This is a genomic window from uncultured Sphingosinicella sp. (assembly GCF_963974575.1).
Lineage (GTDB): Bacteria > Pseudomonadota > Alphaproteobacteria > Sphingomonadales > Sphingomonadaceae > Sphingosinicella.
In genome coordinates this window covers 306,671-331,086 of the sequence record NZ_CAXBBQ010000003.1, presented here as the reverse complement: position 1 = coordinate 331,086, position 24,416 = coordinate 306,671, and the positions used below count along the sequence as shown (strand labels likewise).

At 64.6% G+C, this 24,416-nt stretch carries 16 protein-coding genes; 11 read left to right on the top strand and 5 right to left on the bottom strand.

Annotated features, from left to right (window positions below; genetic code table 11):
* Nucleotides 1-10: 10 nt before the first annotated feature.
* Complete coding sequence (locus AAC014_RS07420) at nucleotides 11-1,618, bottom strand: hypothetical protein (protein ID WP_339706264.1); 1,608 nt, start codon at nucleotides 1,616-1,618, stop codon at nucleotides 11-13.
* Nucleotides 1,619-1,629: 11 nt separating this feature from the next.
* Nucleotides 1,630-3,183, bottom strand: coding sequence for a serine hydrolase domain-containing protein (locus AAC014_RS07415; protein WP_339706261.1), 1,554 nt, complete (start codon nucleotides 3,181-3,183; stop codon nucleotides 1,630-1,632).
* 248 nt (nucleotides 3,184-3,431) lie between these two features.
* Between AAC014_RS07415 and AAC014_RS07410 the strand changes: the two genes are divergently transcribed.
* The 6 genes from AAC014_RS07410 (at nucleotide 3,432) to AAC014_RS07385 (ending at nucleotide 11,840) form a co-directional block, all read left to right on the top strand.
* On the top strand, nucleotides 3,432-5,633 hold the full coding sequence (locus AAC014_RS07410; protein ID WP_339706258.1) for a TonB-dependent siderophore receptor: 2,202 nt from the start codon (nucleotides 3,432-3,434) through the stop codon (nucleotides 5,631-5,633).
* A gap of 73 nt (nucleotides 5,634-5,706) precedes the next feature.
* On the top strand, nucleotides 5,707-6,756 hold the full coding sequence (locus tag AAC014_RS07405; protein ID WP_339706254.1) for an isocitrate/isopropylmalate dehydrogenase family protein: 1,050 nt from the start codon (nucleotides 5,707-5,709) through the stop codon (nucleotides 6,754-6,756).
* Entirely contained in the window at nucleotides 6,753-7,151 is a 399-nt protein-coding gene (locus tag AAC014_RS07400) for a cupin domain-containing protein (protein ID WP_339706251.1), read from the top strand. The genes AAC014_RS07405 and AAC014_RS07400 overlap by 4 nt, the downstream gene beginning before the upstream one ends.
* Nucleotides 7,148-7,945, top strand: coding sequence for a class I SAM-dependent methyltransferase (locus tag AAC014_RS07395; protein ID WP_339706248.1), 798 nt, complete (start codon nucleotides 7,148-7,150; stop codon nucleotides 7,943-7,945). Before AAC014_RS07400 ends, AAC014_RS07395 begins: the two co-directional genes overlap by 4 nt.
* Nucleotides 7,942-10,449 carry an aconitate hydratase AcnA gene (acnA, locus tag AAC014_RS07390; protein WP_339706246.1) on the top strand — a complete coding sequence of 836 codons (2,508 nt, stop codon included), beginning with the start codon at nucleotides 7,942-7,944 and terminating at the stop codon, nucleotides 10,447-10,449. The genes AAC014_RS07395 and acnA overlap by 4 nt, the downstream gene beginning before the upstream one ends.
* 77 nt (nucleotides 10,450-10,526) lie before the next feature.
* Nucleotides 10,527-11,840: a CitMHS family transporter gene (locus tag AAC014_RS07385; protein WP_339706243.1), complete on the top strand. Its 1,314-nt coding sequence runs from the start codon at nucleotides 10,527-10,529 to the stop codon at nucleotides 11,838-11,840.
* Between the two features lie 14 nt (nucleotides 11,841-11,854).
* Here the strand turns inward: AAC014_RS07385 and AAC014_RS07380 are convergent, their stop codons facing one another.
* The gene (locus tag AAC014_RS07380) at nucleotides 11,855-12,964 is read right to left on the bottom strand and encodes an ABC transporter substrate-binding protein (protein WP_339706240.1); all 1,110 of its coding nucleotides are present in this window, start codon (nucleotides 12,962-12,964) and stop codon (nucleotides 11,855-11,857) included.
* Between the two features lie 48 nt (nucleotides 12,965-13,012).
* Between AAC014_RS07380 and AAC014_RS07375 the strand changes: the two genes are divergently transcribed.
* The 5 genes from AAC014_RS07375 (at nucleotide 13,013) to AAC014_RS07355 (ending at nucleotide 18,443) form a co-directional block, all read left to right on the top strand.
* Nucleotides 13,013-13,696: a response regulator transcription factor gene (locus AAC014_RS07375; protein WP_339706237.1), complete on the top strand. Its 684-nt coding sequence runs from the start codon at nucleotides 13,013-13,015 to the stop codon at nucleotides 13,694-13,696.
* A gap of 43 nt (nucleotides 13,697-13,739) precedes the next feature.
* Complete coding sequence (locus AAC014_RS07370) at nucleotides 13,740-15,086, top strand: sensor histidine kinase (protein WP_339706234.1); 1,347 nt, start codon at nucleotides 13,740-13,742, stop codon at nucleotides 15,084-15,086.
* A gap of 70 nt (nucleotides 15,087-15,156) precedes the next feature.
* On the top strand, nucleotides 15,157-16,581 hold the full coding sequence (locus tag AAC014_RS07365) for a M20/M25/M40 family metallo-hydrolase (RefSeq protein WP_339706231.1): 1,425 nt from the start codon (nucleotides 15,157-15,159) through the stop codon (nucleotides 16,579-16,581).
* Between the two features lies 1 nt (nucleotide 16,582).
* Nucleotides 16,583-17,698, top strand: coding sequence for a PepSY-associated TM helix domain-containing protein (locus AAC014_RS07360; RefSeq protein ID WP_339706228.1), 1,116 nt, complete (start codon nucleotides 16,583-16,585; stop codon nucleotides 17,696-17,698).
* A complete protein-coding gene (locus tag AAC014_RS07355) occupies nucleotides 17,688-18,443 on the top strand; it encodes a GDSL-type esterase/lipase family protein (protein WP_339706225.1) in 756 nt (251 codons plus the stop codon). The genes AAC014_RS07360 and AAC014_RS07355 overlap by 11 nt, the downstream gene beginning before the upstream one ends.
* 83 nt (nucleotides 18,444-18,526) lie before the next feature.
* Here AAC014_RS07355 and AAC014_RS07350 read toward each other — a convergent pair whose 3' ends face one another.
* Both AAC014_RS07350 and AAC014_RS07345 read right to left on the bottom strand, forming a co-directional pair.
* Nucleotides 18,527-21,259 (bottom strand): TonB-dependent receptor, encoded by a 2,733-nt coding sequence (locus AAC014_RS07350; RefSeq protein ID WP_339706222.1) that lies wholly within the window; start codon nucleotides 21,257-21,259, stop codon nucleotides 18,527-18,529.
* A 408-nt stretch (nucleotides 21,260-21,667) separates the two neighbouring features.
* A complete protein-coding gene (locus AAC014_RS07345) occupies nucleotides 21,668-24,409 on the bottom strand; it encodes a TonB-dependent receptor (RefSeq protein ID WP_339706219.1) in 2,742 nt (913 codons plus the stop codon).
* Nucleotides 24,410-24,416 lie beyond the last annotated feature (7 nt).

The following is a 24,416-nucleotide window of genomic DNA, read 5'->3' as shown; positions in this document are numbered from 1 at the left end:
TAACGGGAAATCACTGTCGCGGCGCCGACGACGCCTCCCACGCATCTTCGGTCGTCGCGACAAGCGCTTTCATCGTCGTCCACGGGCGCGCGCCGGGCACGTCGTGCGCGCCGCGGATCGTGGCCAAAGCGAAGGCGCGCAGGCGTTCCCGGACGCGCGTCTTCTCCGCCTCGGGCCACGTTTCGAACGGGTGCGGCCCGCGCACCACGACAAGCTCCTTAAGCCCCGGCACGCGGTCGTAGGAGGCGATCGTGCCTTCAAGGCTGGCGGCATAATCCCAGAGGCCGCGCGCGAAGAAGGCGGCAGGCCATGTCTTCATGCCCGCAAGGATCGCCGATCCGGGGAAGAAGACGATGTTGTGCTCGATCTGGCTCGCGCCGATGAACAGGCCGCGATCCTTGCCGAGCCCGCGTTCCTCGTCCTCGGGCGTCGGCGTCGCGGAAACGAAGCCGGGGCCGCTCGTAAATTCCGCCATCAGCATCGCGCCCTTGATCGACGGGTCGCGGCGCGGCGGCGTGCAGGCGATCTCGGGAAGGTCGTAACTGCAGTCCTTGTCGAAGTTTATCGTCATCGCCCAGCCGGTCGCCATCGTGCCGCGCGAATTGCCGAGCAGCAGCGTGGGCAGTTCACCGGCCTTGCCGCGCAGAGCGCGGGCGGCATCTGCGCCCGCATAGAGCCTGCCCTTCGGCGACAGCGCGCGTATCCCTTCGCCCGAGCGGAGGCTGGCGAGCGCCGCAAGCAGATCGCGGCCCTGCTGCAGCGTGTTGGTGTCGCTGAAACCGCTCGAAACGCCGATGCCGCGCCGGTCATAGGCGAGCACATCGAAACCCGCCGCATTCAGCATCGCCATCAGCGATCGCCACCCGGCCTGGCCGGGTGAGCCGGTGCGCGTGTTCGGGAACGCATTGATCGCGGTTTTCCGGGTTTCGGAATGGACGCTGTAAAGCCGGTCCTCGGGATGGTCGATCGCGGCGAGGCGGGTGCCGCCGCCGCCGCTCATCACGATGAGCGCGCGGACCGTGCGACCCTTCGCATCCGGCACGCCGCGCCCCTGCATGTACCAGCCCCGGAGTTTGACCGGCGCTTCGATCCCCTTGTGGATACGCTCGTGTGCTTCGGCGGGGGCGGTGAATTCGACCGTGTAGGTGTTCGCTTCGACAGCAGCGATGGGTTCGCGATAGGGCGCCTGCCCGAAGAACGCCGGGCGCCGGATCGCCGCGAGATCGGCTTTTTCGTCGGTCTTGCCGAGCAGGTGGCGATGGTGCGGATCGGTGATGCGTTGCTCCCGGTTGGGCGGCTTCCGGCGATTGACGACCGGCGACACCCGCGCCGCGCACACGGGATCGGCCTTGCACTGAAGCCAGCGCGCGCGGAGCACGGGCTCCGCGAATTCATCGACGTAGAAATCGCCCTTGTCATCCGCCGGGGGCCTCGCGCCCACGGTCGTGAACGGAACGCAGACCTTGGCGCCCGCCTTCGAAGGAATGAGATAGCCGGGCAGCACCATGTCGCGGTCGTAGGCGACATAGGTTTCGCAGTCCGGCGGTGGGAAGCGCCCCGCGTCCGCCGCCTGACCCCCCATCATCGCGAACAGCAAAACGGCAGCCCCCTGCAGCATGGCGATCGTCCTCAGCCGAGTGTTGAACGAACGGTGGGAAGCGACATTGCCGCCGAATTCACGTTGACGCTGCGGTCGAACGTCATCGTGTCGCCCTCGAAGCGGCACACCACCGTGTCGCGGAACGCGGTTTCGGCGAATTGCCAGACCATCTCGAACGTGTCCGGTGCGGTCCAGCGCCCGCCGGCGACGACAACCATCGAATCCGGCTGATACTGGTGGTGGAGCTTGTTGCCGGTCATGCTCGTGCGGCCTTCGATCCAGCGGCCGAGGCCGACATCGACGCTGTGCTCGCCGCGCGCATCGCGCATCGTGAAGCGGCAGCGATCGCCTTCGAAGGTGAAACCAAAGCTCTCGATGCCATCAGCGTTTTCGGCCGCCGTGAAGCGCTTTCCCGAGATGCGCGCGGCGATCGGCGATGTCGTGGCGGGAAGCGCCGGAAGCAGCGCCAACGCGCGTGTGCGCTCCGCAAGCGCCGCGTAGGCGGCGTCCTTCGGCGGCAGGTTCGCGGCGCCAAAGGCGGCAGGGAAGTGCTTGTCGACGATGGGAGAGAGCATCTCGCTCTTGCGGATCGCGCCGGTGACGGCGAGCACGGCGTCGTGATCGGGGAACACGATCGACATCTGCGTGAACAGACCCACCGCATAGTAGGTGTTGTTCGCACCGATCCACCACTGATAGCTGTATTCGCCCTCCGCCACCTGCGGCTTGCTCACCGCCTCCACCCATGCGGGGGAGAGGATCTGCTGCCCGTTCCAGCGGCCCTTCTGCGCGTAAAGCATCCCGAGCTTGAGTGCGTCGGCGGTCTTGAAAGTGAGGCCGTTGCCGCCCGGGTTGATCCCGCCCGGCCCCACGTCCCAGCTGAGCCCGGTGATGCCGAGCGGCTTGAAGAAGCGCGGCTCCATGAAATCGCGCAGCGTCTGCCCGGTCACTTTGGTGACGATGGCCGACAGCATGAAACTCGCCGCGCTCGAATAGACGAAACGCGTGCCCGGCTTGTGGACGACCGGCACCTTGAAGAATTCCGCGACCCAACTCGTCTTGATCTGCCGCCATACGGAGCCGGAGATTTCCTCGGCGTGGCCGGTGCGCATCGTGAGCAGATCGCGCACGGTCATCGCGGCGAGGTTGTCGCTCACGGTCGGCGGGAGTTCATCCGGGAAGAAGGAGATGACCTTGTCGTCGATGCCGAACAGGCCTTCGGCAATCGCAATCGCGACGCCCGACACGGCGACGCTTTTGGTCAGCGAATGCATCATGTGCGGCCGGTCCGCACGATAGGGTGTCCACCAGCCTTCGCTGATCACGTCACCGCCGCGCGACAGCATGAAGCTGTGCAGTTCTAGCCCCGCGCCGCGTACCTCATCAAGAAAGGCGAGGATCGCCTGCGGATCGACGCCGTGCGCTTCAGGGCGTGTGCGGGGCAGGCCGTCGAGGGCTGATACGCCCGGCGTTGCCACCCGCGCGCACGCGGCAAGGCCCGGCAACGCAATCAGGCCGGCGCCGCCAAGCGTCAATCCGGCGAAGCGCCGCCGCGAAAGGCTGAAGCTGTCTGCTGTGTTCAATGTCGTCTCCCCACGGCGCGCGATGCCGTTCCTCTACACGAACCTAGGAAACCAGTCTGTCGCCAAGCTGTCACCCTTCGGACACAGGCGGGACAGGTTTGTGACAGCTAACGCCGAATATCGTCAGCGCGACATCGGCGTCCGCGCATCGCGGCGTGCCGGTTGTGAGTCGCGGCGCGCCGATCGTGCGCGCCCGTAAATGGGGAAACTGCCGCCCTCTTTGGGGCGGAAAAAAAGGGGTGCTAGGAATGGCCACGAAGTGGAAATGGATCGCCGGGCTCGGCGTCAGCGGAATTGCGATGGCGGCAGCCGGCCAGGCGATGGCGCAGCAGGCCGAATCCGATACGCAGTCGGGACTGGTGCTTGAAGAGATCGTCGTCACCGCCGACCGCAAGGACAGCTACAGCGCGGACTTCGTGCAGGCGGGCAGCTTCCGCGGCGCGCGCCAGATCGATACGCCGCTCACCGTCAGCGTGATTTCCGAGCAGGTGCTGAAATCGCAGCAGGCGCAGAGCATCCTCGATGCGCTGCGCAACTCGCCGGGCGTCACCAGCTCGCAGACGAGCCCCACAGTTTACAACAACCTCTCAATCCGCGGCATTCCGGTCGAAAACCGGGGCAACTACCGCCTCAACGGCTCGCTGCCGATCGTGAACCTCATCGACCTGCCGCTTGAAAACAAGGTACGTGTCGAAGCGCTGAAGGGTGCGTCCGCGCTCTATTACGGCTTCACGACGCCGTCGGGCATCATCAACCTCACGACGAAGCGCCCGACGCTCGATCCGGTGCTTTCCGTCGCGGTGAACGGCAACGATCACGGGCAGGTGCAGGGCCATATCGACGCGGGCGGCACGTGGGGCATCCTCGGCGTGCGCGGCAACCTTGTTTACGGCACGGTCGATTCGGGCATCGACAACACGTGGGGCCGCCGCAGCTTCCAGTCGGGCGCGTTCCAGCTAACGCCGTCAGACAGCCTCCAGATCAACCTCGATGTCGAGCACATCTCGAAGGAAGTGACGGAGCCGACCGTCATTCAGGGACGCACGGCGGCCGCATCGCTGATGACCGTGGTTCCGGACCTGCCGCGCGCGTCGAACAATCCCGGCAGCAAGGGCTTCATGAACCGCGCCGATGCCACCAACGTTCTCGGCCGGGTTTCATGGAAGATCACGCCCGCGTGGAACCTCGTGGCCGAAGGCGGCATCTCCTACGTGGAGCGTGACCGCCGCTTCAGCCGCCTCGCCAACTTCGATCCCGTCACCGGCAATGGTGTGTTGACGATGGGTGCCGCCGACGGCCAGCTTTACCGCAACAAGAACGGACGCATCGAGCTGGCGGGCACGTTCGCGACCGGGCCGGTGATTCACGAACTGATGATCGGCGCGTCGAAGAATATCCGCCGTCAGTATTCGCCGCTCACCGTGTCATACCTTGCGGGGGGCGCCGGCTCGAACGCGAACTGCATCGCGATCGGCCTTGCTGCCGGCTGCGTGCAAAATCTCTATAACCCGGTTGATCTCAACGACATCCGTTACAGTGGCGGGTCGCCCTATAATCCGACGCGCGACACCTCGATCAAGGACACGGGCTTCTACGCCTTCGATCGGATGCGCTTCGGGGGGGCGAACGACGACATGTTCAGCGTGCTGCTCGGCATCCGTAAGTCGATCTACAAGGAAACGCGGGAAACCGTCGCCGGGCCGAGTGAGGAAACCTTCTCCGATAAGCCGATCTCGCTTTCCGGCGGACTCGTGTTCAAGCCCAAGGAGTGGATCAGCACCTACGCGACCTACATCGAAGGTCTTGAATCGACGCCCGGCGCCCCGCTCACAACAAACAACGCGGGCGAAATCCTGCCCGCCAGCAATTCCAAGCAATATGAGGGCGGCATCAAGATCGAGCCGCAAAAGGGGCTGTTGTTCACAGCGGCGTATTTCGACATCTCGCGTCAGCTGACCTACACGAACGCTGCCAATTTCTTCGTGAAGGACGGCAAGGCCACTTACCGCGGTCTCGAATTCAGCCTGACCGGCGAAGTGACACCCGATCTTTCGATCTATGGATCGGCACTGTTCCTCCGCGCGAAGCAGGGCGAAACGGCAGATACCGCGCTCATCGGCAACCGCATCGAAAACACGGCGAAGACGCAGTGGTCGATCTCGGGTGAATATCGCCTGACGCAGCTTGTCGAAGGTCTCGCGGTCAGTGCGGGTGCCTATTACACCGGTGCGCGTGCGATCAATCCGCAGAACTCGCTCTTCCTCCCCGGTTACACGCTCTTCGATCTCGGCGGATCATACGCGTTCGAAATCGGCGGCGTGGGGATGACCGCGCGCGTCAATGCGCAGAACATCACGGGCAAGAAGTATTTCGCGTCCACGAGCAGCAACTACATCGCCTTCGGCGCGCCGTCTGTGATCAAGTTCTCGCTCACCGCGAACATCTTCTAGGCAGGTATTGACCGTTGCCGACCGGCGTCAACATGCGTGACGCCGGTCGGTGCCGATTGCAACGGACGGTTACATGAATCTCCTCCTGCTTCCGGGTGACGGCATCGGTCCCGAAATCTCCGCCGCCACGCGCCGGGTGCTGGAGGTGCTCGCGGAGACATGCGGCGCGACGATCACGATCGAGGAACGCGCCATCGGTTTCGCCAGTCTCGCCGAAGCCGGCACGACGCTCCCCGATGCGGTCCTGGAGCGGATTCCGCAGGTGGACGGCGTCATCCTCGGGCCTGTTTCGCATTTCGATTATCCCCCGCGCGACGCGGGCGGCATCAACCCTTCGGCGGCGCTGCGCACGCAGTTCGCGCTCTACGCCAACATCCGGCCGTGCCGTTCGCGGGCGGGTCTCAGCATCCTTCGGAAACCGATGGATCTCGTGATCGTGCGCGAGAACACCGAAGGCTTCTATTCCGACCGCAACATGCACGCGGGAAGCGGCGAATTCATGCCCGACGAGGACATGGCGCTCTCCATCCGCAAGATCACCGCGAAAGGCGCTTCCCGGGTCGCACGCGCCGCATTCGCTCTGGCGCGCACGCGCCGGAAGAAGGTGACAGCCGTGCACAAGGCGAACGTACTGAAGCTGTCGGATGGGCTGTTCCTGCGCGAGGTACGCAAGGTCGCCGCCGAATTCCCCGACGTGGAGCTGGAGGAGATCATCGTCGATGCCGCCGCCGCGCTGCTCATCCGCAGCCCGGACCGGTTCGATGTGATCGTCACCACGAACATGTTCGGGGATATTCTTTCGGACGAAGCTTCCGAACTCTGCGGCAGCCTCGGCCTCGGCGGGTCTATCAACGCGGGCGACGATATCTGCGTCGCGCAGGCGCAGCACGGCTCCGCGCCCGATATCGCAGGCAAGGGCATCGCCAATCCCACGTCGCTGATCCTCTCGGCTGCGATGCTGCTCGATTGGTTGTCGAGCCCGGCCGCCGCTATGCTGGAGGCGGCTGTCGAAGATGTTCTGGACAATCCCGCCAGGCGCACGCGCGACATCGGCGGTACGCTCGGTACTGCCGAATTCGGCGAGGCCGTGTGCAATGCGATCCGCACGCGGGGGGCGCGATGAACGCTGTGCTGCTCCGGCCGGAAACGCTCGCCGTTCGGAATCGCGGCGGCGGCATCCGCACGCGGCCGATGGTGACAGCGACCCTGGGCTCGCGGCAGATGCTGAACGGAGTCACCACCATCGATCCGGGCTGCGCGGTGCCGCTCCACATCCACAATTGCGAGGAAAGTGTGCTCGTGCTCTCAGGGAAAGGCCGAGCGCATATCGATGGCACGGAGCACGATGTGCGCCCGCGCGACCTGACGTGGATTCCCGCAGGCGTGCCGCATTTCTTCCGCAACGTGTCGGAGCGTGATCCACTGGAGATCTTCTGGACCTATGCGTCGATCGATGCGACGCGGACGATCGTTGCGACGGGCATCACCACGCGCATCGACGAAGAGCACGGCGAATGATGACCGCCGAAAGCCAGCGGGTCGGCCGGCACATTTTCGGTGCGGATGCGGCGGGCTATGCGAGTGCGCGGCCGCATTATCCTGAATCGCTCTACGCCGCGCTGGCAGGCGCGCTCGTGCCGGGCGCCGATGTTTTCGAGATCGGACCGGGAACGGGGCAGGCGAGCCGGCGATTGCTTGCGGCGGATGTGGGCTCGCTCACGCTCGTCGAACCCGATCCGGTGCTCGCTGATGCACTCGGCGGGTTGGCCGATAATGTGCGTGTCGTGAATGCGCCGCTTGAGGATGCGGGACTTGCCGCGTCCGCCTTCGATCTCGGCGTTGCGGCCACGTCGTTTCACTGGGTCGATTCTGTGCGCGGGCTCCCGATGGTGCTGGATCTTCTGCGTCCCGGCGGTGTGTGGGCGATGTGGTGGACCGTGCTTCACGATCCCGAACATGATCTGTTCAGCCGGGCGGTTTTGCCGCTGCTGAAAGACGCTGAGTTGCCGCCATCGCTGCGCGGGCCGGAGCAGCGGCATTATTCGCTGTGGACCGATGACCGCGTCGCCGAACTCCGCGCGGCGGGGTTTGCGCACGCCGCGCATCAGATGCATGAAATGACGGTGCGGATGACGGCGGCGGAGATGCGCGCGCTCTATGCGACCTTCTCGATGGTGCGCCGCATGGAGCCGCAGATGCGCGCGCGTGTTCTAGGCGGAATCGAGGCCGTCGGCGAACAGGGCTTTGGCGGGGTCATCGAGCGGCGTTTCCGCGTTCCGCTGTTCATCGCGCGCAAGGCGCGGCAGGCGTGACACCGCCGAGATGCGTGGACCTGCCCGGCGCGCTCGGTGCGCGGCTGGCGCATATGCCGTGCGTGCACCGCATCCTTGCCGAAAATCTGCTCCGCCGCCGCGCGGAGGATGCGGATGCCGATCACGCGGCGGTCGCGTGGCTGGAGCGCGGCGACCGGACGATCGAATTGCCGTTCGTGCCGGCGCGGCTCCTGATGCACGACACGACCTGCGGCCCCGCGCTCGTCGATCTCGCCGCGATGCGGTCGGTGATCGCTGACGCGGGCGGAGACCCGCGCCGGATCGTGCCGGGGCTTCGCGTCGACGTTTCCACCGATCACAGCATTGCCGTCGACAGTTACGGAACGCGGGGTTCGCTCGCCGCCAATCTCGCTGCCGAAATGGCGCGCAACGCTGAACGCTTCGGGCTGATGAAATGGGCGGGCGCGGCCTTCGAAACGCTGCACGTGCATCCGCCCGGCACCGGCATCATGCACACGATCAATCTCGAACGCCTCGCCACTGTCGTCAGCCGTGGGCGCGCGCAGGGGCACGAATGGCTGTTCCCCGACACGCTGATCGGCACCGACAGCCACTCGCCGATGATAAACGGCATCGGCGTGCTCGGCTGGGGCGTCGGCGGGCTCGAAGCTGAAAGCGTGATGCTCGGTATGCCAGTGACGCTGCGCGTACCGGAGGTTGTCGGCGTGCGCCTCACCGGGCAACTCGGCCCCGGCGTGACCGCGACGGACCTCGCGCTCACCATCACCGAAATGCTGCGCGGCGTGCGTCTCGATGGCCGCTTCGTCGAATTCTTCGGGCCGGGCGTTTCGGCGCTCTCCGCAGGGACGCGCGCGGTTGTCGCGAACATGGCGCCGGAGTTCGGCGGCGCGACGGGGTATTTCCCGCCGGACGATGCCGTGACGGCCTATCTGCGCGCCACCGGCCGCGCGGAGGGCGATGTGCAGCAGGCGGAGGCGTATCTGCGCCGGCAGCAGCTCTGGTTCGATCCAGAGGCGGCGCCCGATTATGATCGCGTGCTGCATCTCGATCTCGTTACCGTCGTGCCGAGCATCGCCGGGCCGCACCGCCCGCAGGACCGGATCGCGCGCGCGGAGACGCCGGTCTCGGCAGGCAAACGCCCGGTCGCCATCGCCGCGATCACCAGTTGCACGAACACGTCGGACGCGCGGCTGCTCGTCGCGGCGGGACTTCTTGCGCGCGCGGCAGTCGAACGCGGACTTTCGGTTCCGCCTTGGGTCAAGACAAGTCTTGCGCCGGGCTCGCCGACAGCCGGTGCGCTGCTCGAACGCGCAGGGCTGCGCGCGCCGCTCGAAGCGCTCGGCTTCGCTATCGTCGCCTACGGCTGCACCACCTGCATCGGCAACAGCGGGCCGCTCGCGTCCGCCATGGATGCGCAGATCTGCGAGGGCGCGCATCCCGTCGCGGTGCTGTCGGGCAATCGCAACTTCCCCGGGCGCGTCCATCAATCGATCCGCGATTCCTATCTCGCGTCACCGCCGCTCGTCATCACCTATGCGCTCGCGGGCGATTTCAACCTCGCGATCGAAACCGATCCGCTTGGCATCGCCGCCGATGGCGCACCCGTCTTTCTTCGCGACATCTGGCCTGCCGAACACGAGATTGATGCCGCGCTCGCCGCCGCCGCGAATCCCGCCGATTTCGAAGCCGCGTATGCCGCTGCCGAAGCCAGCCCCGCCTGGGCCGCGCTCCCCGCGTCGTCCGCTCCGCTCTATCCGTGGGACGACGCATCCACCTACCTGCGCCCGCCCCCCTTCGTCACGACCGGCGCCACGCCGCGTCTGGGTCGGTTCATTGCCCACCCGCTCATCGTGCTCGGCGACGACATCACCACCGATCACATCTCCCCGGCAGGCGCGATTCCCCCGCACGGCGAAGCGGGCCGCTGGCTCATCGAACGCGGCGAGCGGCCGGACGATCTCAACGTCTTTTCCGCGCGCCGCGGCAACTGGGAAGTGATGCTGCGCGGCCTCTTCACCAACCCCTCCGTGCGCAATCTCCTTGGCGCGGACATTCCGCCCGGATCGACGATCCACGCGCCGAGCGGCGAGGTGCTGCCGCTGTGGCAAGCGGCCGCGCGATACGCCGCTGAAGGCGAGTCCGTCGTCGTCGTCGCGGGCGACCGCTACGGCATGGGGTCGTCGCGCGACTGGGCGGCGAAGGGCCAGTACCTGCTTGGCGTGCGCGCGGTGCTCGCTGTCGGCTTCGAGCGTATCCACCGCTCCAACCTCTGCAACATGGGCATCCTCCCGCTCGAACTCCCCGCGGCGCTTTCGCTCGGCCTCGGCGACCGCATCGAGATCGACATGCCCGATGATGCGCTGGCGCCCTCCACGCCCTGCGCCGTGCGTGTGCATTATGCCGACGGCCGTGTTCACGCCTTCACGGCACGCGCTGCGGTGGAGACGCGCGCCGAGGTGCGCGTGCTGAAAGCGGGCGGCCTGCTGCCGCTGATGCTGCGCGCGTCACTGACAGCTTCATGAAAGACAAAGGCGCCTAGAATGATGCAAACATTGGGACTGCCCCCACGTCGGCGGGCACTGAGGGGAACCGCCGGCTGATGCTTTCCATTCTCGCCTTCGGCATGGTCGCGACGTTCATGACTCTGATCATGACGAAGCGGATGTCGGCGATGATCGCGCTCATCATCGTGCCCACCGTGTTCGCGCTGATCGCTGGATTCTCGGCGGGTCTCGGCGAGATGATGCTCGCCGGGATCAGGGACATCGCGCCGACCGGCGTAATGCTGCTGTTCGCGATTCTCTATTTCGGCATCATGATCGATGCCGGCCTCTTCGATCCGCTGACGCGCAAGGTGGTGGAACTCGCGCACGGCGATCCGCTGCGGATCACGATGGGCTCGGCGATTCTCGGCCTTATCGTCGCGCTCGATGGCGACGGCACCACCACCTACATGATTACGCTTTCGGCGCTGCTGCCGCTCTACAGGCACATGAAGATGGATGTGCGCGTGCTTACCTGCATCCTCATCATGGCGGTCGCTGCGATGAATCTCGTGCCGTGGGGCGGGCCGACCTCGCGCGCGGCCATTGCGCTCGGCGTCGATCCGCGCGCGCTGTTCCTGTCGCTGATCCCGCCGGTGCTCACCACGGTGTGCTGGGTTCTGTTCGCCGCATGGATGCTCGGGCGCGCCGAACGCAAACGGCTCGGCGTCACCGAGCGCATTGCGATGCCGCCGCCCGGCCAGCTCGACCTGTCGACGCCTGACAGCGACGGCACGCCCTCCACGCGCCGTCCCCGCCTTTATTGGTTCAACGCGGCGCTGACCGCCGCGCTGATGGGCATCCTGCTGTTCGGCGACGTGCCGCTGCAGGTGCTGTTCATGGTCGCATTCGCGATTGCCGCGATGGTCAATTATCCGCAGGTGGAGATGCAGCGCGAGCGCGTCGCCGCGCACGCCTCGAATGCGCTTGCGACGGCGGGACTCGTCTTCGCCGCCGGTATCTTCACAGGCGTGCTTTCGGGCACCAAGATGGTCGATGCGATGGCAAATACGGTGACGGGCTTCATCCCCGATGCGCTCGGCCCCTACATGGCGCCGATCACTGCGCTCGTCAGCATTCCCTTCACGGTTCTCATCTCCAACGACGCCTTCTATTTCGGGATGCTGCCCGTGCTCGCGCAATCGGCGGAGCATTACGGCATCACGGCGATGGAGATCGCGCGCGCCTCGCTCGTGGGGCAGCAGATCCACCTGCTGAGCCCGCTCGTCGCCTCGACCTATCTTCTGGTTGCCACCGCCGGTGTCGAGCTTGGCGACCACCAGCGCTTCACGATGAAATGGGCGCTGGGCGCGTGCGCCGTATTCATGCTCACGTGCCTATTTCTCGGCCTGTTTCCCTGGTACGCGTAAACGGCGATCGGTCTCTATTTCTGATCGAGCGCGGCTTGCCAGTTGGCGAGGAAGCGTTGGCGCCGGATGCGGTCGAGGTTTGCGAGCAGCGCGGGCCCAAGCTTCACCGGGCGCGCGGCGGCGGCGGGAGGCTTGCTGCCCGCGCGGGCCACGACGTCTTCGCGTGAGGGGGCCATATACGCCCGCGCCAGATGGCGCTGACCCTCGGCGGAGAGCAGGAAATCGAGCAGCAGCTTCGCCGCGTTCGGCTGCCGCGCCTCGCGCGCGATGAGCGCGATGCGCGAGACGACGAGCGTATAATCGCTCGGCATGATGACGCCGATGTCGGGATTGCGCGCGGCGAGTTCGAGCGCATAGGACCCGAGCGCGTTGTAGGCGAACAGGCTGCGGCCGCTTTCGATGTCTGCAAGCAGCGGACCGCTCGACGTGTGCAGCCGGACGCGGGCGTTGCCGAGCGCGCGGACGAGGGCCATCACGTCCCGGCTGGCATGATAATCCTGCGTCAGCTGCAGATAGCCGAACCCCGACAGGCGTGGATCGTATGTGGAAACACGGCCGCTATAGAACGCCGCCTTTGTCCGCAGCAGGCGTTCGAGCGCGGCGTGCGTGCGCGGCACGTCCTTCGGCGGCACCAGGCGTTTGTTGTAGGCGATCACGACGGGTTCGGCGGTGACGCCCCAGGCCTCGTTCTTCCAGATCGCCCAGTCGGGCAGATAAGGTTTTTCGGGCGATGCGTATGCCTGCGCATAGCCGTCGTTCACCAGCTTGATCTGAAGATCCATCGCGGAACTCCAGATGAGATCTCCGGTGGGTTTCCGTGCGCGCGATTCCGCGATGACGCGGTTGTAGAGCGTCGGCGATTCCAGCTCGCGGTAGTCGACGCGCAGGAACGGATAGCGTTTTTTGAACGCGTTCAGCGCAGCCGTGACCTCGTGCCGGTCGGTGGTCGAATAGACGACGACTTTGCCTTCGCGCCGCGCCGCCGCGATCGTTTCGGCATAGGAGCGGGGATAGCCTCTCGGTTGCCCCGCTGCTATCAGCGCGAATGCGGCAGGCAGCAGCAGGAGCGCGCGCCGCCGGGAGACGAAGCTCAAAATTTTGCGAAGCAGCCCGATCACGCGCATAGTGCGCGCAATGTGCGGACCGATCGCCATTCTGTCAAAGAGGGAAGCATGGCGAGGATCTTGCTGGTGGAGGACGACGACGCACTCGCGCGCGGGCTGACGGCAGCCCTGCGCGGCGAGGGCTATTCGGTCGATCCCGCGCCTGACGGCGAGACCGCGCTCGAAATGGCGCGCGACGAACCTTATGCCGTCATCACGCTTGACGTGAACCTGCCTGACATGAGCGGTTTCGACGTGCTGAAATCGCTGCGCGCGAACGGCTGCCGCGCGCCGGTGCTGATGCTGACCGCGCGCGATTCGGTGGAAGACCGGGTGCGGGGCCTCGATCTCGGCGCAGACGACTATCTGCTGAAACCGTTCGAACCCGCCGAGCTTGCCGCGCGGCTGCGCGCGCTGCTGCGCCGCCCCGCTTCCGACCCGTCGCCGATCATCCGTGTCGGCAATCTGGAGATCGACCGGTCGCGCTGCGTGATCTGGGTGTCGGGCGAGCAGATCGATCTGCGCCGCCGCGAATGGGTGCTTCTGGAACGGCTCGTCGTCCGTGTCGGCAAGGTGGTGTCGAAGGACAGGCTCGCCGCCGAGGTGTTCGGCTTCGACGAGGCGGTCGCGCCGAACGCCATCGAGGTTTACATTGCCCGTCTGCGCCGCAAGCTCGGTCCGCAGGGGCCGGCGATCCGCACGATGCGCGGCCTTGGCTATGTGATGGAGAACACGCCTGCCGCTGAGACGTAATCTACGCGTTTCGCTGACGGCGCGACTGCTTGTCGCGCTGATCGTGCCGACGGCGACGCTGGCGCTGGTGCTTGGCGTCGGCGGCGCGCTCATCATCGGGCGGATCGTCGAAAGCGTGAACGACCGCCTGCTCGACGCGTCGGCGCGTTCGATCGCCGACACGCTCGCGCTGGAGGACGGTGAGGTCACGCTCGACCTGCCGCCGTCCGCGTTCGGGATGCTGGAAAACGACGAGCGCGACAATGTCTATTACAGCGTGCGCGTCGGCGGGGAACTGCTCACCGGCTATCCCGATCTGCCGCAGATCAACGCCGATGCGGCGCGGGCGGACGACGTCGCCTTCGCCTATTCGGCGTACCGACACGCACCCATTCGGGTGGCGGCGATCGTGCGGCGGGTGCCGCGCGTCGAGGCGCCGGTGGTCGTGCAGGTCGCGGAGACGCTCGATGCGCGGAACAGCCTTTCCTCGCGGATGCTGGCCGGGCTGCTCGTGCTCGAAACGCTGATCGTCGGTTTGCTCGTCCTGCTCGTGCCCGTCGCAGTGCGCTGGGGGCTCGTGCCGCTCGCCGAAGTGCGCCGGGGCATCGCCAGCCGCTCGCCGACCGATTTCACGCCGCTCACGCTGCAGCAGGTGCCCGCCGAGCTGCGCAGCTTCGTCGATGCCTTCAATGGCCTTCTGCTGAGGCTGGAAAATGCCGTCGAGGGTCTGCGCCGCTTCACGGCGGACGCTTCGCACCAGATGCGGACGCCGCTTTCGATCCTGCGCGCACATCTGCAGGTGCTGAAGCGCGAAGGCACGGAAACCGAGGGCGGGCGGGCATCGCTTGCCGACATCGATACCGCGACCGTACGTTTGCAGCGGCTGCTCACACAGTTGCTCGCGCTCGCCCGGGCGGAGGGGAACCGCGAGAACGTCATGCGGCTTGCGCGCAATGTCGATCTCGCGGCGCTTGCCCGCTCCGTGGCGGAGGATCATGTGCCGGCCGCGCTCGAAGCGGGTATCGAGATCGAATTCGATGCGGAAGGGAGTGCGGCCGTGCGCACCGTCGGCGAATTCGCGCGCGAGCTCATCTCGAACCTTGTCGATAACGCCATCCGCTACAACCGGCGCGGCGGCACCGTGTGGCTCTGGGTCACGGCCGAAGAGGCGGGCGTGCGCGTCGTGGTGGAAGACGACGGGCCGGGCATTCCGCCCGGGATGCGCGCGCACATCTTCCAGCGTTTCCGGCGGCTGGACCGCGGCCACAGCGAAGGCAGCGGGCTCGGCCTTGCTATCGTCAGCGAGCTTGCAACCGCGCTCAGCGGCGGCATCGCCGTTACCGATCGGCCGGGCGGCGGCCTGCGCGTGGTGATCGACTTTCCGCGAGACTTGGGAGCAGGTGGCGCGTAATGCGACAGGCCGTTGAAAGCTGCGCGGTTCTAGCGTGGCGTTCGCCGGAGAGATGTGGAGGGAAATGCACGTGTTCCGTTTGACCTCGGTTGCCATTGTTGCCGTTTGCGCTGTGTTCGGTCCCGCGGCCCTCGCTGCGCCGAAATCCGATCCGGCGCGCGCCGGCGAGGCTGATTTCCGGGCCGTGTACCGCGAACTTGTCGAGACGGACACGTCGCTGTCCAGCGGCAGCTGCACGCTTGCGGCGGAGCGCATGGCAGCACGGCTGTCGGCGGCAGGTTATGCGAAGAGCGATGTGCAGGTCGTCGTGCCGCCGGATTTTCCCCGGCAGGGCAATCTCGTCGCCCGGATCAACGGCAGCGATGCGAAGCTCGCGCCGATGTTGCTGCTTGCGCACATCGATGTCGTCGAGGCGAAGCGGTCGGACTGGAAGCGAGACCCGTTCAAGCTCGTTGAAGAGAACGGCTATTTCTATGCACGCGGCGCGGTTGACGACAAGGCGATGGCGTCGTCGTTCGTGGATGCGTTCGTGCGCTACAAGAAAGAGGGCTACCGACCGAAACGGACGATCAAGCTCGCTCTGACCTGCGGCGAGGAAACCGATAGCGTGTTCAACGGCGTTCGCTATCTGCTCGAGACGATGCCCGACGCGCTTGATGCGGAATTTGCGGTGAACGAGGGTGGTTCGGGAAATCTCGACGAGAACGGCAAGCCGATTTCGTTCGGTGTGCAGATCGGCGAGAAAATCTATCAGGATTTCACCTTCACGGTCACTGCGCCCGGCGGTCACAGCGCGCGCCCAACCGACGACAATGCGATCGGCCGCCTTGCTGCGGCTGTCACCCGGATCGATCGCTACCGCTTCCCGGTCAACATGACGGACGCCACAAAAGGCTTCTTCCGGCGCTCGGCGGCGCTTTACGAAGGGCAGATCGCGCAAGATCTCGCGGCGGCCGGCAATGGTACGGCCGATGATGCCGCTTTCGCCCGCATCGCGGCCGCGGACCCGCTCTGGAACGCGTTCCTCCGCACCACCTGCATTCCCACGCAGCTCGCCGGCGGTCACGCGCCCAATGCGCAGCCGCAACATGCGCAGGCGAACGTGAATTGCCGGGTGATGCCCGGCGAAACCGTCGATGCTGTGCTGGCGCGCCTTCACGACGTCGTGGCAGATTCGAAAGTCGAGATTCGGCTTGCCGCGGAGCCGGGGCCGCAGTCTCCCGCCCCGCCGCTCGAAGCGCGCATCATGAAACCCGTCGAGTCGATCGCGGCGGAGATGTGGCCGGGTGTGCCCGTCATCCCGCATTTGAGCAGCGGGGCGACCGACAGCCGTTTCCTGAACGCAGCGGGTATTCCGACCTACGGCATCTCCGGTGTTTTCCGCGATCCCGACGGCAACGGGGCGCACGGTCTCAATGAACGTATCCGCGTCACGTCGCTGATGGATGCGCGTGCTTTCCTTTATCGCCTCGTGAAGGCCTATTCGGCACACTGACATGAAGCCTTCGACGCGCGCGACACTGCTCAAGCTCCATCGCTGGGTCGGCCTCGCCTTCGCGGCCTTGCTGCTCGTGCAAGGCCTGTCGGGCGCGCTTCTGGTCTTCCGGGAAGAGATCGAGGGTATCATTCACCCGGCGCTCGTGGTGACACCGGCAGAAACGCAGGCCTCCATTCAGGGGCTTGTCGATACGGTTCGCGAGTCCGCGCCGCACGCCAAGCTGCAGCGCATCAAGCTCGCCGACGATCCCACGCGCGCGGCAACGGCTTCCCTGAGGCTGGAAAATGATGCGCCGTGGATTGTCGCGATTGACCCCTATACAGGCGAGATCGTGCGCGCGGGCAGCTACGGGGTGTGGCCTGCCGAGTGGCTGTTTCACCTCCACGACACGCTGCTTGCGGGGAAGACGGGCGAAATCATCGTCACCATCGAAGGCGTTGCGCTCATCTTCCTTGCCGTGTTCGGCATCATCATCTGGTGGCCCGGGCGCAGCAGGCTGAAATCCGGCTTCCGTATCCTAACGGGGCAGGGCGCGGACCGCACTGTTCGCACTGCGCATCGCGCGATCGGTGCGGCGGTCGGCATCGTGCTGGTGATGTCCGGCATCACAGGCGCGCTCCTCATCCATCGCGCGGCGTTGCAGGCGTATCTGCCCGTCGTGCCGCGCCCGAAGTTCGAGGTTGCGCTGTCGCAAGCGCCGCTGTTGCCGGTCGATACGCTGATCGCCGATGCGCGTGGCCGACATGGACCGCTGCCGCTGCGCGAGGTCCGCTTTTCGGGGGCGGCGGGGCAGGTGGTCGCGCTGTATTTTCAGGATGAAGCATCGCGCCGTCCGAACGCGACGCGCCAGTATTTCTACAACGCTTACGAAGGCGTCGAACTCGGCCGCTACGAGCCTGCCGCGCTGCCGCCGACGAACACCGCCTACGACTGGCTGTTCACGATCCACACCGGCAAGGCGGGCGGGCTTGTCGGCCGCCTGGTCGTGCTCGCGGCCGGTATCGCGCTTGTATTTTTCGTGGGCAGCGGCGTGTGGCTCTGGTTCTCGGCGCGCCGCCAGAAACGTGCCCGGCGCGCGAAGGCCGAAGACCGCCTCGTTCGAAATGCGGCCTAGCGGCGGTATCATCGCCATCTCGGCGATCCTTGCCGCATCCGCTCATGCGGAGCCCAATCCCGTCGCTTCGATGACCGTGCAGGATTTCGCCGCGAAGTGGATGATGCAGCAGGGCTATATGGCAGGCGCCGGCGTCTATGCCGCCGCCAACGCGGCGCTTCGGGCATCGCCCGTTGCGGAGCCGCGCGTCGTGCTGATGGGCGATTCGATCACCTATCACTGGACGCCCGCGCTGTTGCCCCGGCTGGACGGCGCGACCTGGGTCAATCGCGGCATCCCGGGGCAGAGCAGCAGCCAGATGCTGCTGCGTTTCGAGGATGATGTGGTGGCGCTTTCGCCCGCCGTTGTCGTGATCCTCGCGGGCACCAACGACCTCAGGGTCCATGCCGGAAGCCATGCCGATGCGTCGCCCGCCATCCTCGCGCGGCTCCGCAGCAACGTCACCGCGATGTCGGATATCGCCGATGCGCGTGGCATCCGTGTCGTGCTCAGCGCCATTCCCCCCTTTGACGCGGCGCGCGACGGTGGCCGGCGCGACCCGGAAACGTGGCGCGCGGCGAACGTGTGGTTGCGCACATTTGCAGAAACGCGCGGTTATGCGCTTTCTGACTACGGCGGATTGGCGGACGCTGAAGGCCGCCTGCGCACCGACCTCAGTGAAGACGGGCTACACCCCAACCCGGACGCATACATCCTGATGCGATCGGTTCTCGCAGATGCCGTGAAGGCGGTTGGAACCCGATAAAGAAAAACCCGCGGATCGAAGCCGATCCGCGGGTTTCCTTGCCTACCCGAACGGGAACCAGAACGTGATATGGCTTCTTTGGATTAGAAGTTCACCTTCACACCGCCGGAGAAGTACCGACCCATCACTTCATAGTTCGGGTTGGTATACTGCGTGCGCGGCGCGCTCACGTTGAACAGGTTGTTGACGTTGCCGTAGAGCATGAATTCACCAACCTTCACACGCAGACCGAAGTCGACATAGGTGCGACCGCTGATATCGTTGTTGAGGATCGGCTGCCCGTTCGGTCCAATTTGATTGCTGTAGATGCCGCCATCGACATAACGGAACCGCAGGTCGCTGCCGAAGCGATCATCCTGATACGTGATCGTTGCAGTGCCGCGCCATTTCGGAGTCGAGAATACGGTGTCACCGCCGACGATGCCAGCACGATCCGTCACGCGAACGCCGTCGTCGATCAGCAGTTCGATCACGTGTGTTGCGAGTGCACGGAACGTCAGCGAGCCGGCACCCACGGGCACCTGGTAGGACGCTTCAAGATCGATGCCCTTGGTTTCGTACTTCGCAAGGTTGCGGAACGTCCGCAGCACCGAGACCAGACCCCCGCCGGAATCGCGCTCGATCAGCCCGCCGCAGGTGTTGTCGCTCGGATTTGCGTCATAGCAGAGTCCCAGCACGTCCTGTGCCAGAAGGGTCACGATGACGTCGTCGATCTTGATCTTGTAGAAATCGGCCGAAACCCGAAGGCCTGGAACGAAATTCGGAGAGTAGGACCCTCCAAGCGTCAGCGTGTGCGCGACTTCGGGGTCCAGATCGGGATTACCGCCCGTGTAGCTGTACACGTTGAGCGCAAGCGCGTTGCCGCGGAAGGGGTCGATCATGTTCCCGAGATTGGTCGCGCGGGCGAGATAATATTCGCTGATGCTCGGCGAACGAATATCACGCGAATAGACAGCCCTCAGCAGCAGATCATTGAAAAGCCGCAGCGTGCTGCCGGTCTTCCATGTCCAGATGCCGCCGCTCGTGCTGTAGTCGGAATAACGCAGGGCTCCATTCACGTCGAGACGTGCGGTGTCGGCGATGTCGAGAAGCGGCGCGTTTACCTCCGCGAAGAACTCCTTCACGTCGAACCCGCCGTTGGTGGCCGAGAAGTTGAGCGGCGTCAGTTGGCGGTTTACTGAGTAGGGGTCGGTTGAGTTGGTCGTGAACTCTTCCCAGCGCCAGTCGCTGCCGACAGCGATGTCCACGGGCCCGGCCCACATCGAGAAAAGCTCGCCGCTGAGGCTGACGCCAGCGGTGTCGAGCTTGGTCGTTGTCACCGAACCACCCGACGCGAAAGAATAAGCGCGCGCCGCATCGGTAATGTTGCCATTGCCGAGAATGTTGATGGGAACGCAGGCCGGATCATCGTTGGCTGCATTGGCGTCGGCATTGACGCGGCAGACCGGCGTGCCGCCGACCAGCACCGAATCGACCGCGCGGTTGAAATTGGCGGTGATCCTCTGGTTGTCCAGCCACTGATCGTTCTTCAGCTCACCATGATTGTAGTAGGCGCGATATTTCCATCGATCGCCGATCGAACCATCGACGCCAGCCGCGATCTCCATGTTCTGGCGCTTGTAACGATAATTGAGGAACCGGTCAGGCCCGACATCGTCAAGGATACGTCCCAGAACGAACGGTCCGGCGACGCCCGCCGTGGCGAGTTGCGTGCGGGCTGCATCCGTGAGGAACGCGTTGTCCGGCATGATGACGGCGATCGGCGTGTCCGGGAAGAACGTGAAATCCGACGACATGCGGTTGTAGCGGGCATCGACCCAAAGCTTCATCGAGTCCGTCACGTCATAGCTTGCGCGCGCGAAAACATTGATGCGCTTGTAAGGCGTGCTGACCGAGAGATACTCGTAGAGGCCCTGACCGTCGCCGCCGACAGTCTGCTGGCCGAACGTTTCGCTGCCGAGCGGCAGCGGGCCGACCGAACCGTCTGGGTTGAAGATCAGATTGTAGGGCGCGGCTGTCAGGCTGAGGATTGAACCACCACGATTGAGGATCGTGTACTTGATGTCTTCCGTCAGAACGAGTTGACCGTCGGCGCGCTGGAAGAGGCCGCCGTTCATGTTCTTGCGCGAGTCGCGATCCCAGGCCCCTTTGTCCTGCAGATATTCGCCGGCAATCATGAAATGTCCGCGATCGTCGGCGAACTTCGTGCCCCATGCGAGGTCGCCGCCGTAACGCTGGCCGTCACCATAGGTGGATACACCCGTGTTGAGGCCCGCCTTCACGCCGGTCATGTTGTCGTCGATGATGAGGTTGACCACGCCCGCGACGGCGCCCGAACCCCAAGCCGCGGATGCGCCGCCGGTCACGACGTCAACGCGCTTGATAACGTTCTGCGGCACCGAGTTGAGGTCGGCCGAGCCGGTGAAGCGGTAACCGTTGAACAGCGTAAGCGTGCGCGCATTGCCGAGACCTCGAAGGTCAGCCGGCGATGCGGCTGCGTTCGTATTGCCCGTGGTGGTGGCAGGTGTGTTCGTAGCGCGGAACTGCGGGACGTCGTTCAGCGCCTGTGCGATGCTCGGGCGGTTTCCCTGCGCGAGTTCTTCAGCGCCCAGAACCGTGGTCGGGGTCGGCGCATCGAAACCGGAGCGCTGGATTCGCGAGCCCGTGACAATGATGAGTTCGGAATTTTCCGCCGCATTCGATTCCGCTGCATCCTGCGCGCGCGCGGAATTGGAAAATGTAAGCGCGGCGCTCAGCGCCAATAGGCTCACCGAAGCCACGCGGGCGGATGAACGGATATCAAGCGTGGAAGTCATTACAGTCCCCTTTTGACCTGCTTCGAAATGTGCGATCGTCTAAGTACGCGAACGTTATTTCGACCGTGGAAAGTTCACCAAAACTTTCGAGGTGTCCACATCAATATCCTAAATGGGACTTAATTTTCCTAATGGGTTGCTTTGAGAACACACCGGCAATCCTTGCGCCGCCCCGTCAAACGGTGTTTTCGATCATCCTTGCCGGGCTGGTGGGGTGAAGAGCTCATTCTCGTGGACACTGCCAATAACCGCCTCGCCTGGCGTGCTGGCTGGAAGCGATGGATGTTTAATGGGGTGGGAGGCCCGCGCTCAACGCTGACCCGCGCCAACCTTTTTGATTGTCGAACAAAAAATGCCCGCGAATCGAGGTCGATCCGCGGGCATCTTGTTCCCGACCCGGGAGGGAAATTAGAAGTTGATACGGGCTCCGACCGTGAAGTAGCGCCCGATCAGATCGTGATACGGTGAGTTGACCGCAGCGACCGCCGGATCGCGGTCGAAGAGGTTCTGGACGTTGCCATAAACGGTGAACTTCTTGCCGTCGCCGTACGGGATGTAGAGGCGAGCGCCGAGGTCGAAGTACCAGCGAGCCGAGATGCTGTTGGACGGATCCTGGTTTGGCAGCACGTTTGCCGGAGCATAGCCACCGCCGTCGACGTAGCGAACGCGGAGGTCCGCGCCGATGCGCTCGCTTTCGTAAACGGAGGAGAGCGTTCCGCGCCATTGCGGGACGAGGAAGGGCTGTTGCGAACCGAGGTAACCAACGCCATCGATTTTCACGACCGTGTTGTCGAGTGCCAGCGTGTCCGTGTAGTTCGCAAGGGCGCGAACGTTCAGTTGACCCGGAAGACCGATGCTGTCGAGGTCGGTCTTGTAGGACGCTTCGAAGTCGAGGCCCTTGGTCCTGAACTTGGCAATGTTCAGGTACGCGGCGTTGATGGTCGCAATCGCACCCGTGCCGTCACGAACGATCTGGTCGCAGGCGGCCTGGATGTTCGAATTGTAGCAGTTGTTGACGATGGTCTGTGCATTCAGCGTCGTGATGACATCATCGATCTTGATGTCATAGTAGTCAGCCGAGAAGCGGAGGCCCGGGAGGAAGCTCGGCGTCAGGACGATGCCGACGGTGAGCGTATCAGCCTTTTCGGGCTGCAGCTCAGGATTACCGCCCGTGTAGGCGATGATGCTCGTCAGCGGGCTACTCGGACGGCCGAGATCGTTCACCGACGTGTACAGCGTGGAGCGGGTACCGAAGAGTTCGGTGATGCTGGCTGCACGGACGTCACGCGAGCGCGTTGCACGCAGCGTGATGCTTTCGTTGATGTCCCACGTTGCGCCGACCTTCCAGGCCCAGATCGTGCCTTCGGTGCTGTAGTCCGACCAGCGGGCTGCTGCGTTGACCATCAGCTTTTCGGCGAACGGCAGGTCCGCAAGAACCGGCACTGCGACTTCGACGAAGGCTTCCTTCACGTTGTTGCCGACACCGTCGATGTTCACGCCGTTGATCGTCGTGAAACGATTCGCCAGCGAGTTTTCATCGTACTGGGAACGGAAGCTCTGCTTGCGATAGTCAAAGCCGGTCGCGAACGAAACCGGGTGGTTCCACAGTTCGAACGGCTCGCCGCTCAGCGTGAACCCCGCGTTGGTCAGCTTGTAAGTCTGAACCACGTTCCAATCGGCGGTTGCATAATCAATAGCAGCCGCATCGGCATTTCCCGAACCAAACAGATTGAGCGGACGACACGCCGTCGTCGGGTCCGTGAGCGCAATGCGGCAGACAGGGGTTCCGCCCGGTCCCGTCACAGCATCCACGGCATTGAAGAAATTCTCACGAAGCGTGATGTCCTTCAGGGTCATATCCTGCGTCTGCTTACCCTTGCTGACGAAAGCAGAATAACGCCACTTGCCGTCGGCGAAGCTGCCGTCGAAGCCGATCGCACCCTGGTAGGTCTCACGCTCGAAGTCGTACCGCGCCAGCGACATGTCGGTGAGCGCGCGGCCCATCCGGAACTCAGTCTGGCCGGCGGTCGCGAGCTGGCTCTTGATCGCGTCGGACAGGTAGGCGTTATCAGCCTGAATGGTCAGCTGATTGATGCCGAGGTCCGGGAAGAAGACGCGCTCATTCCAAACGCGGTTATAGTTGCCTTCAGCCCACACGGTGAACGTGTCGGTGAGGTCGTAGCTGGTGCGCACCAGCGCATTCACGCGCTCGATCGGAGCGGACAGTGAACGGTAGTTGTCGATGTGGTAGCCTTCGCCACCGATCATCAAACTGCCGCCGCCAGGGTTGATCTGGCCATACTGGTACGGCCGCAGCGTGCCGTCGTTATTGAAGACCTGGCCAGCAAGGACGCCGGTGTTGATGACACCCTGCTCGTGGCGATTGTTTTCTGTCAAGCCCATGGTGGGCTCCAAAAAGCCGTTCTCGTTCGGATAGAAAGCTGCAGCACCGATGCGCGGACGAGCGACGCCGGGGATGACGCCCTTGTCGTTGAGGTAGTCGGCGCCGAAGATCACGTGGCCGCGCCCGTCGTCGAACTTGAAGCCTGCCGAACCCTCGAGGAGGTATTTCGCTCCGTCGCCGCGTGACGAAATGCCGGTCTGCGCGCCGAGTTCGAAACCTTCACGCTTGTTGTCGAGCATGATGTTGACGACACCTGCCACAGCATCGGTGCCATAGGCCGCCGAGGCGCCGCCGGTGACAACGTCGATGCTCTTTACGAGACCGTACGGGATGGTCTGCAGGTCATTGAGGGTGACATAGCGACGACCGTTGATGAGTACGAGCGTGCGCGAGGCACCGAGACCGCGGAGGTCAGCCGGCGAAACACCCGACGTGGTGACGGTGTTCGTGGAAGTCGCACTCTGCGTCATGCGGAACTGCGGCAGGTCGGCGAGAGCCGCCTGGATGTCCGTGCGGCCGCCGAGCTTCAGGTCCGCAGCGCTCACGACCGTGGTCGGCGTCGGTGCGTCGAAGCCGACCGTGCTGATGCGCGATCCGGTGATGATGATGACGTCCGAATTTTCGGCTGCGGTTGTGTCTGCGGCTTCCTGCGCGAATGCCGGACCGGAAACCGCGAGTGCGATTCCAATCGCGAGCGCGCTGGCCGACGCGATGCGGGTGGATGAACGGATAACAGGCATAGTCATGACAGTC

Excerpts from the sequence above, each read along its gene's own strand:
- AAC014_RS07420 (WP_339706264.1), bottom strand. The coding sequence starts at position 1,618 with ATGCTGCAGGGGGCTGCCGTTTTGCTGTTCGCGATGATGGGGGGTCAG.
- AAC014_RS07410 (WP_339706258.1), top strand. The coding sequence starts at position 3,432 with ATGGCCACGAAGTGGAAATGGATCGCCGGGCTCGGCGTCAGCGGAATT.
- AAC014_RS07405 (WP_339706254.1), top strand. The coding sequence starts at position 5,707 with ATGAATCTCCTCCTGCTTCCGGGTGACGGCATCGGTCCCGAAATCTCC.
- AAC014_RS07400 (WP_339706251.1), top strand. The coding sequence starts at position 6,753 with ATGAACGCTGTGCTGCTCCGGCCGGAAACGCTCGCCGTTCGGAATCGC.
- AAC014_RS07395 (WP_339706248.1), top strand. The coding sequence starts at position 7,148 with ATGATGACCGCCGAAAGCCAGCGGGTCGGCCGGCACATTTTCGGTGCG.
- AAC014_RS07385 (WP_339706243.1), top strand. The coding sequence starts at position 10,527 with ATGCTTTCCATTCTCGCCTTCGGCATGGTCGCGACGTTCATGACTCTG.
- AAC014_RS07380 (WP_339706240.1), bottom strand. The coding sequence starts at position 12,964 with ATGCGCGTGATCGGGCTGCTTCGCAAAATTTTGAGCTTCGTCTCCCGG.
- AAC014_RS07375 (WP_339706237.1), top strand. The coding sequence starts at position 13,013 with ATGGCGAGGATCTTGCTGGTGGAGGACGACGACGCACTCGCGCGCGGG.
- AAC014_RS07360 (WP_339706228.1), top strand. The coding sequence starts at position 16,583 with ATGAAGCCTTCGACGCGCGCGACACTGCTCAAGCTCCATCGCTGGGTC.
- AAC014_RS07355 (WP_339706225.1), top strand. The coding sequence starts at position 17,688 with ATGCGGCCTAGCGGCGGTATCATCGCCATCTCGGCGATCCTTGCCGCA.
- AAC014_RS07350 (WP_339706222.1), bottom strand. The coding sequence starts at position 21,259 with ATGACTTCCACGCTTGATATCCGTTCATCCGCCCGCGTGGCTTCGGTG.
- AAC014_RS07345 (WP_339706219.1), bottom strand. The coding sequence starts at position 24,409 with ATGACTATGCCTGTTATCCGTTCATCCACCCGCATCGCGTCGGCCAGC.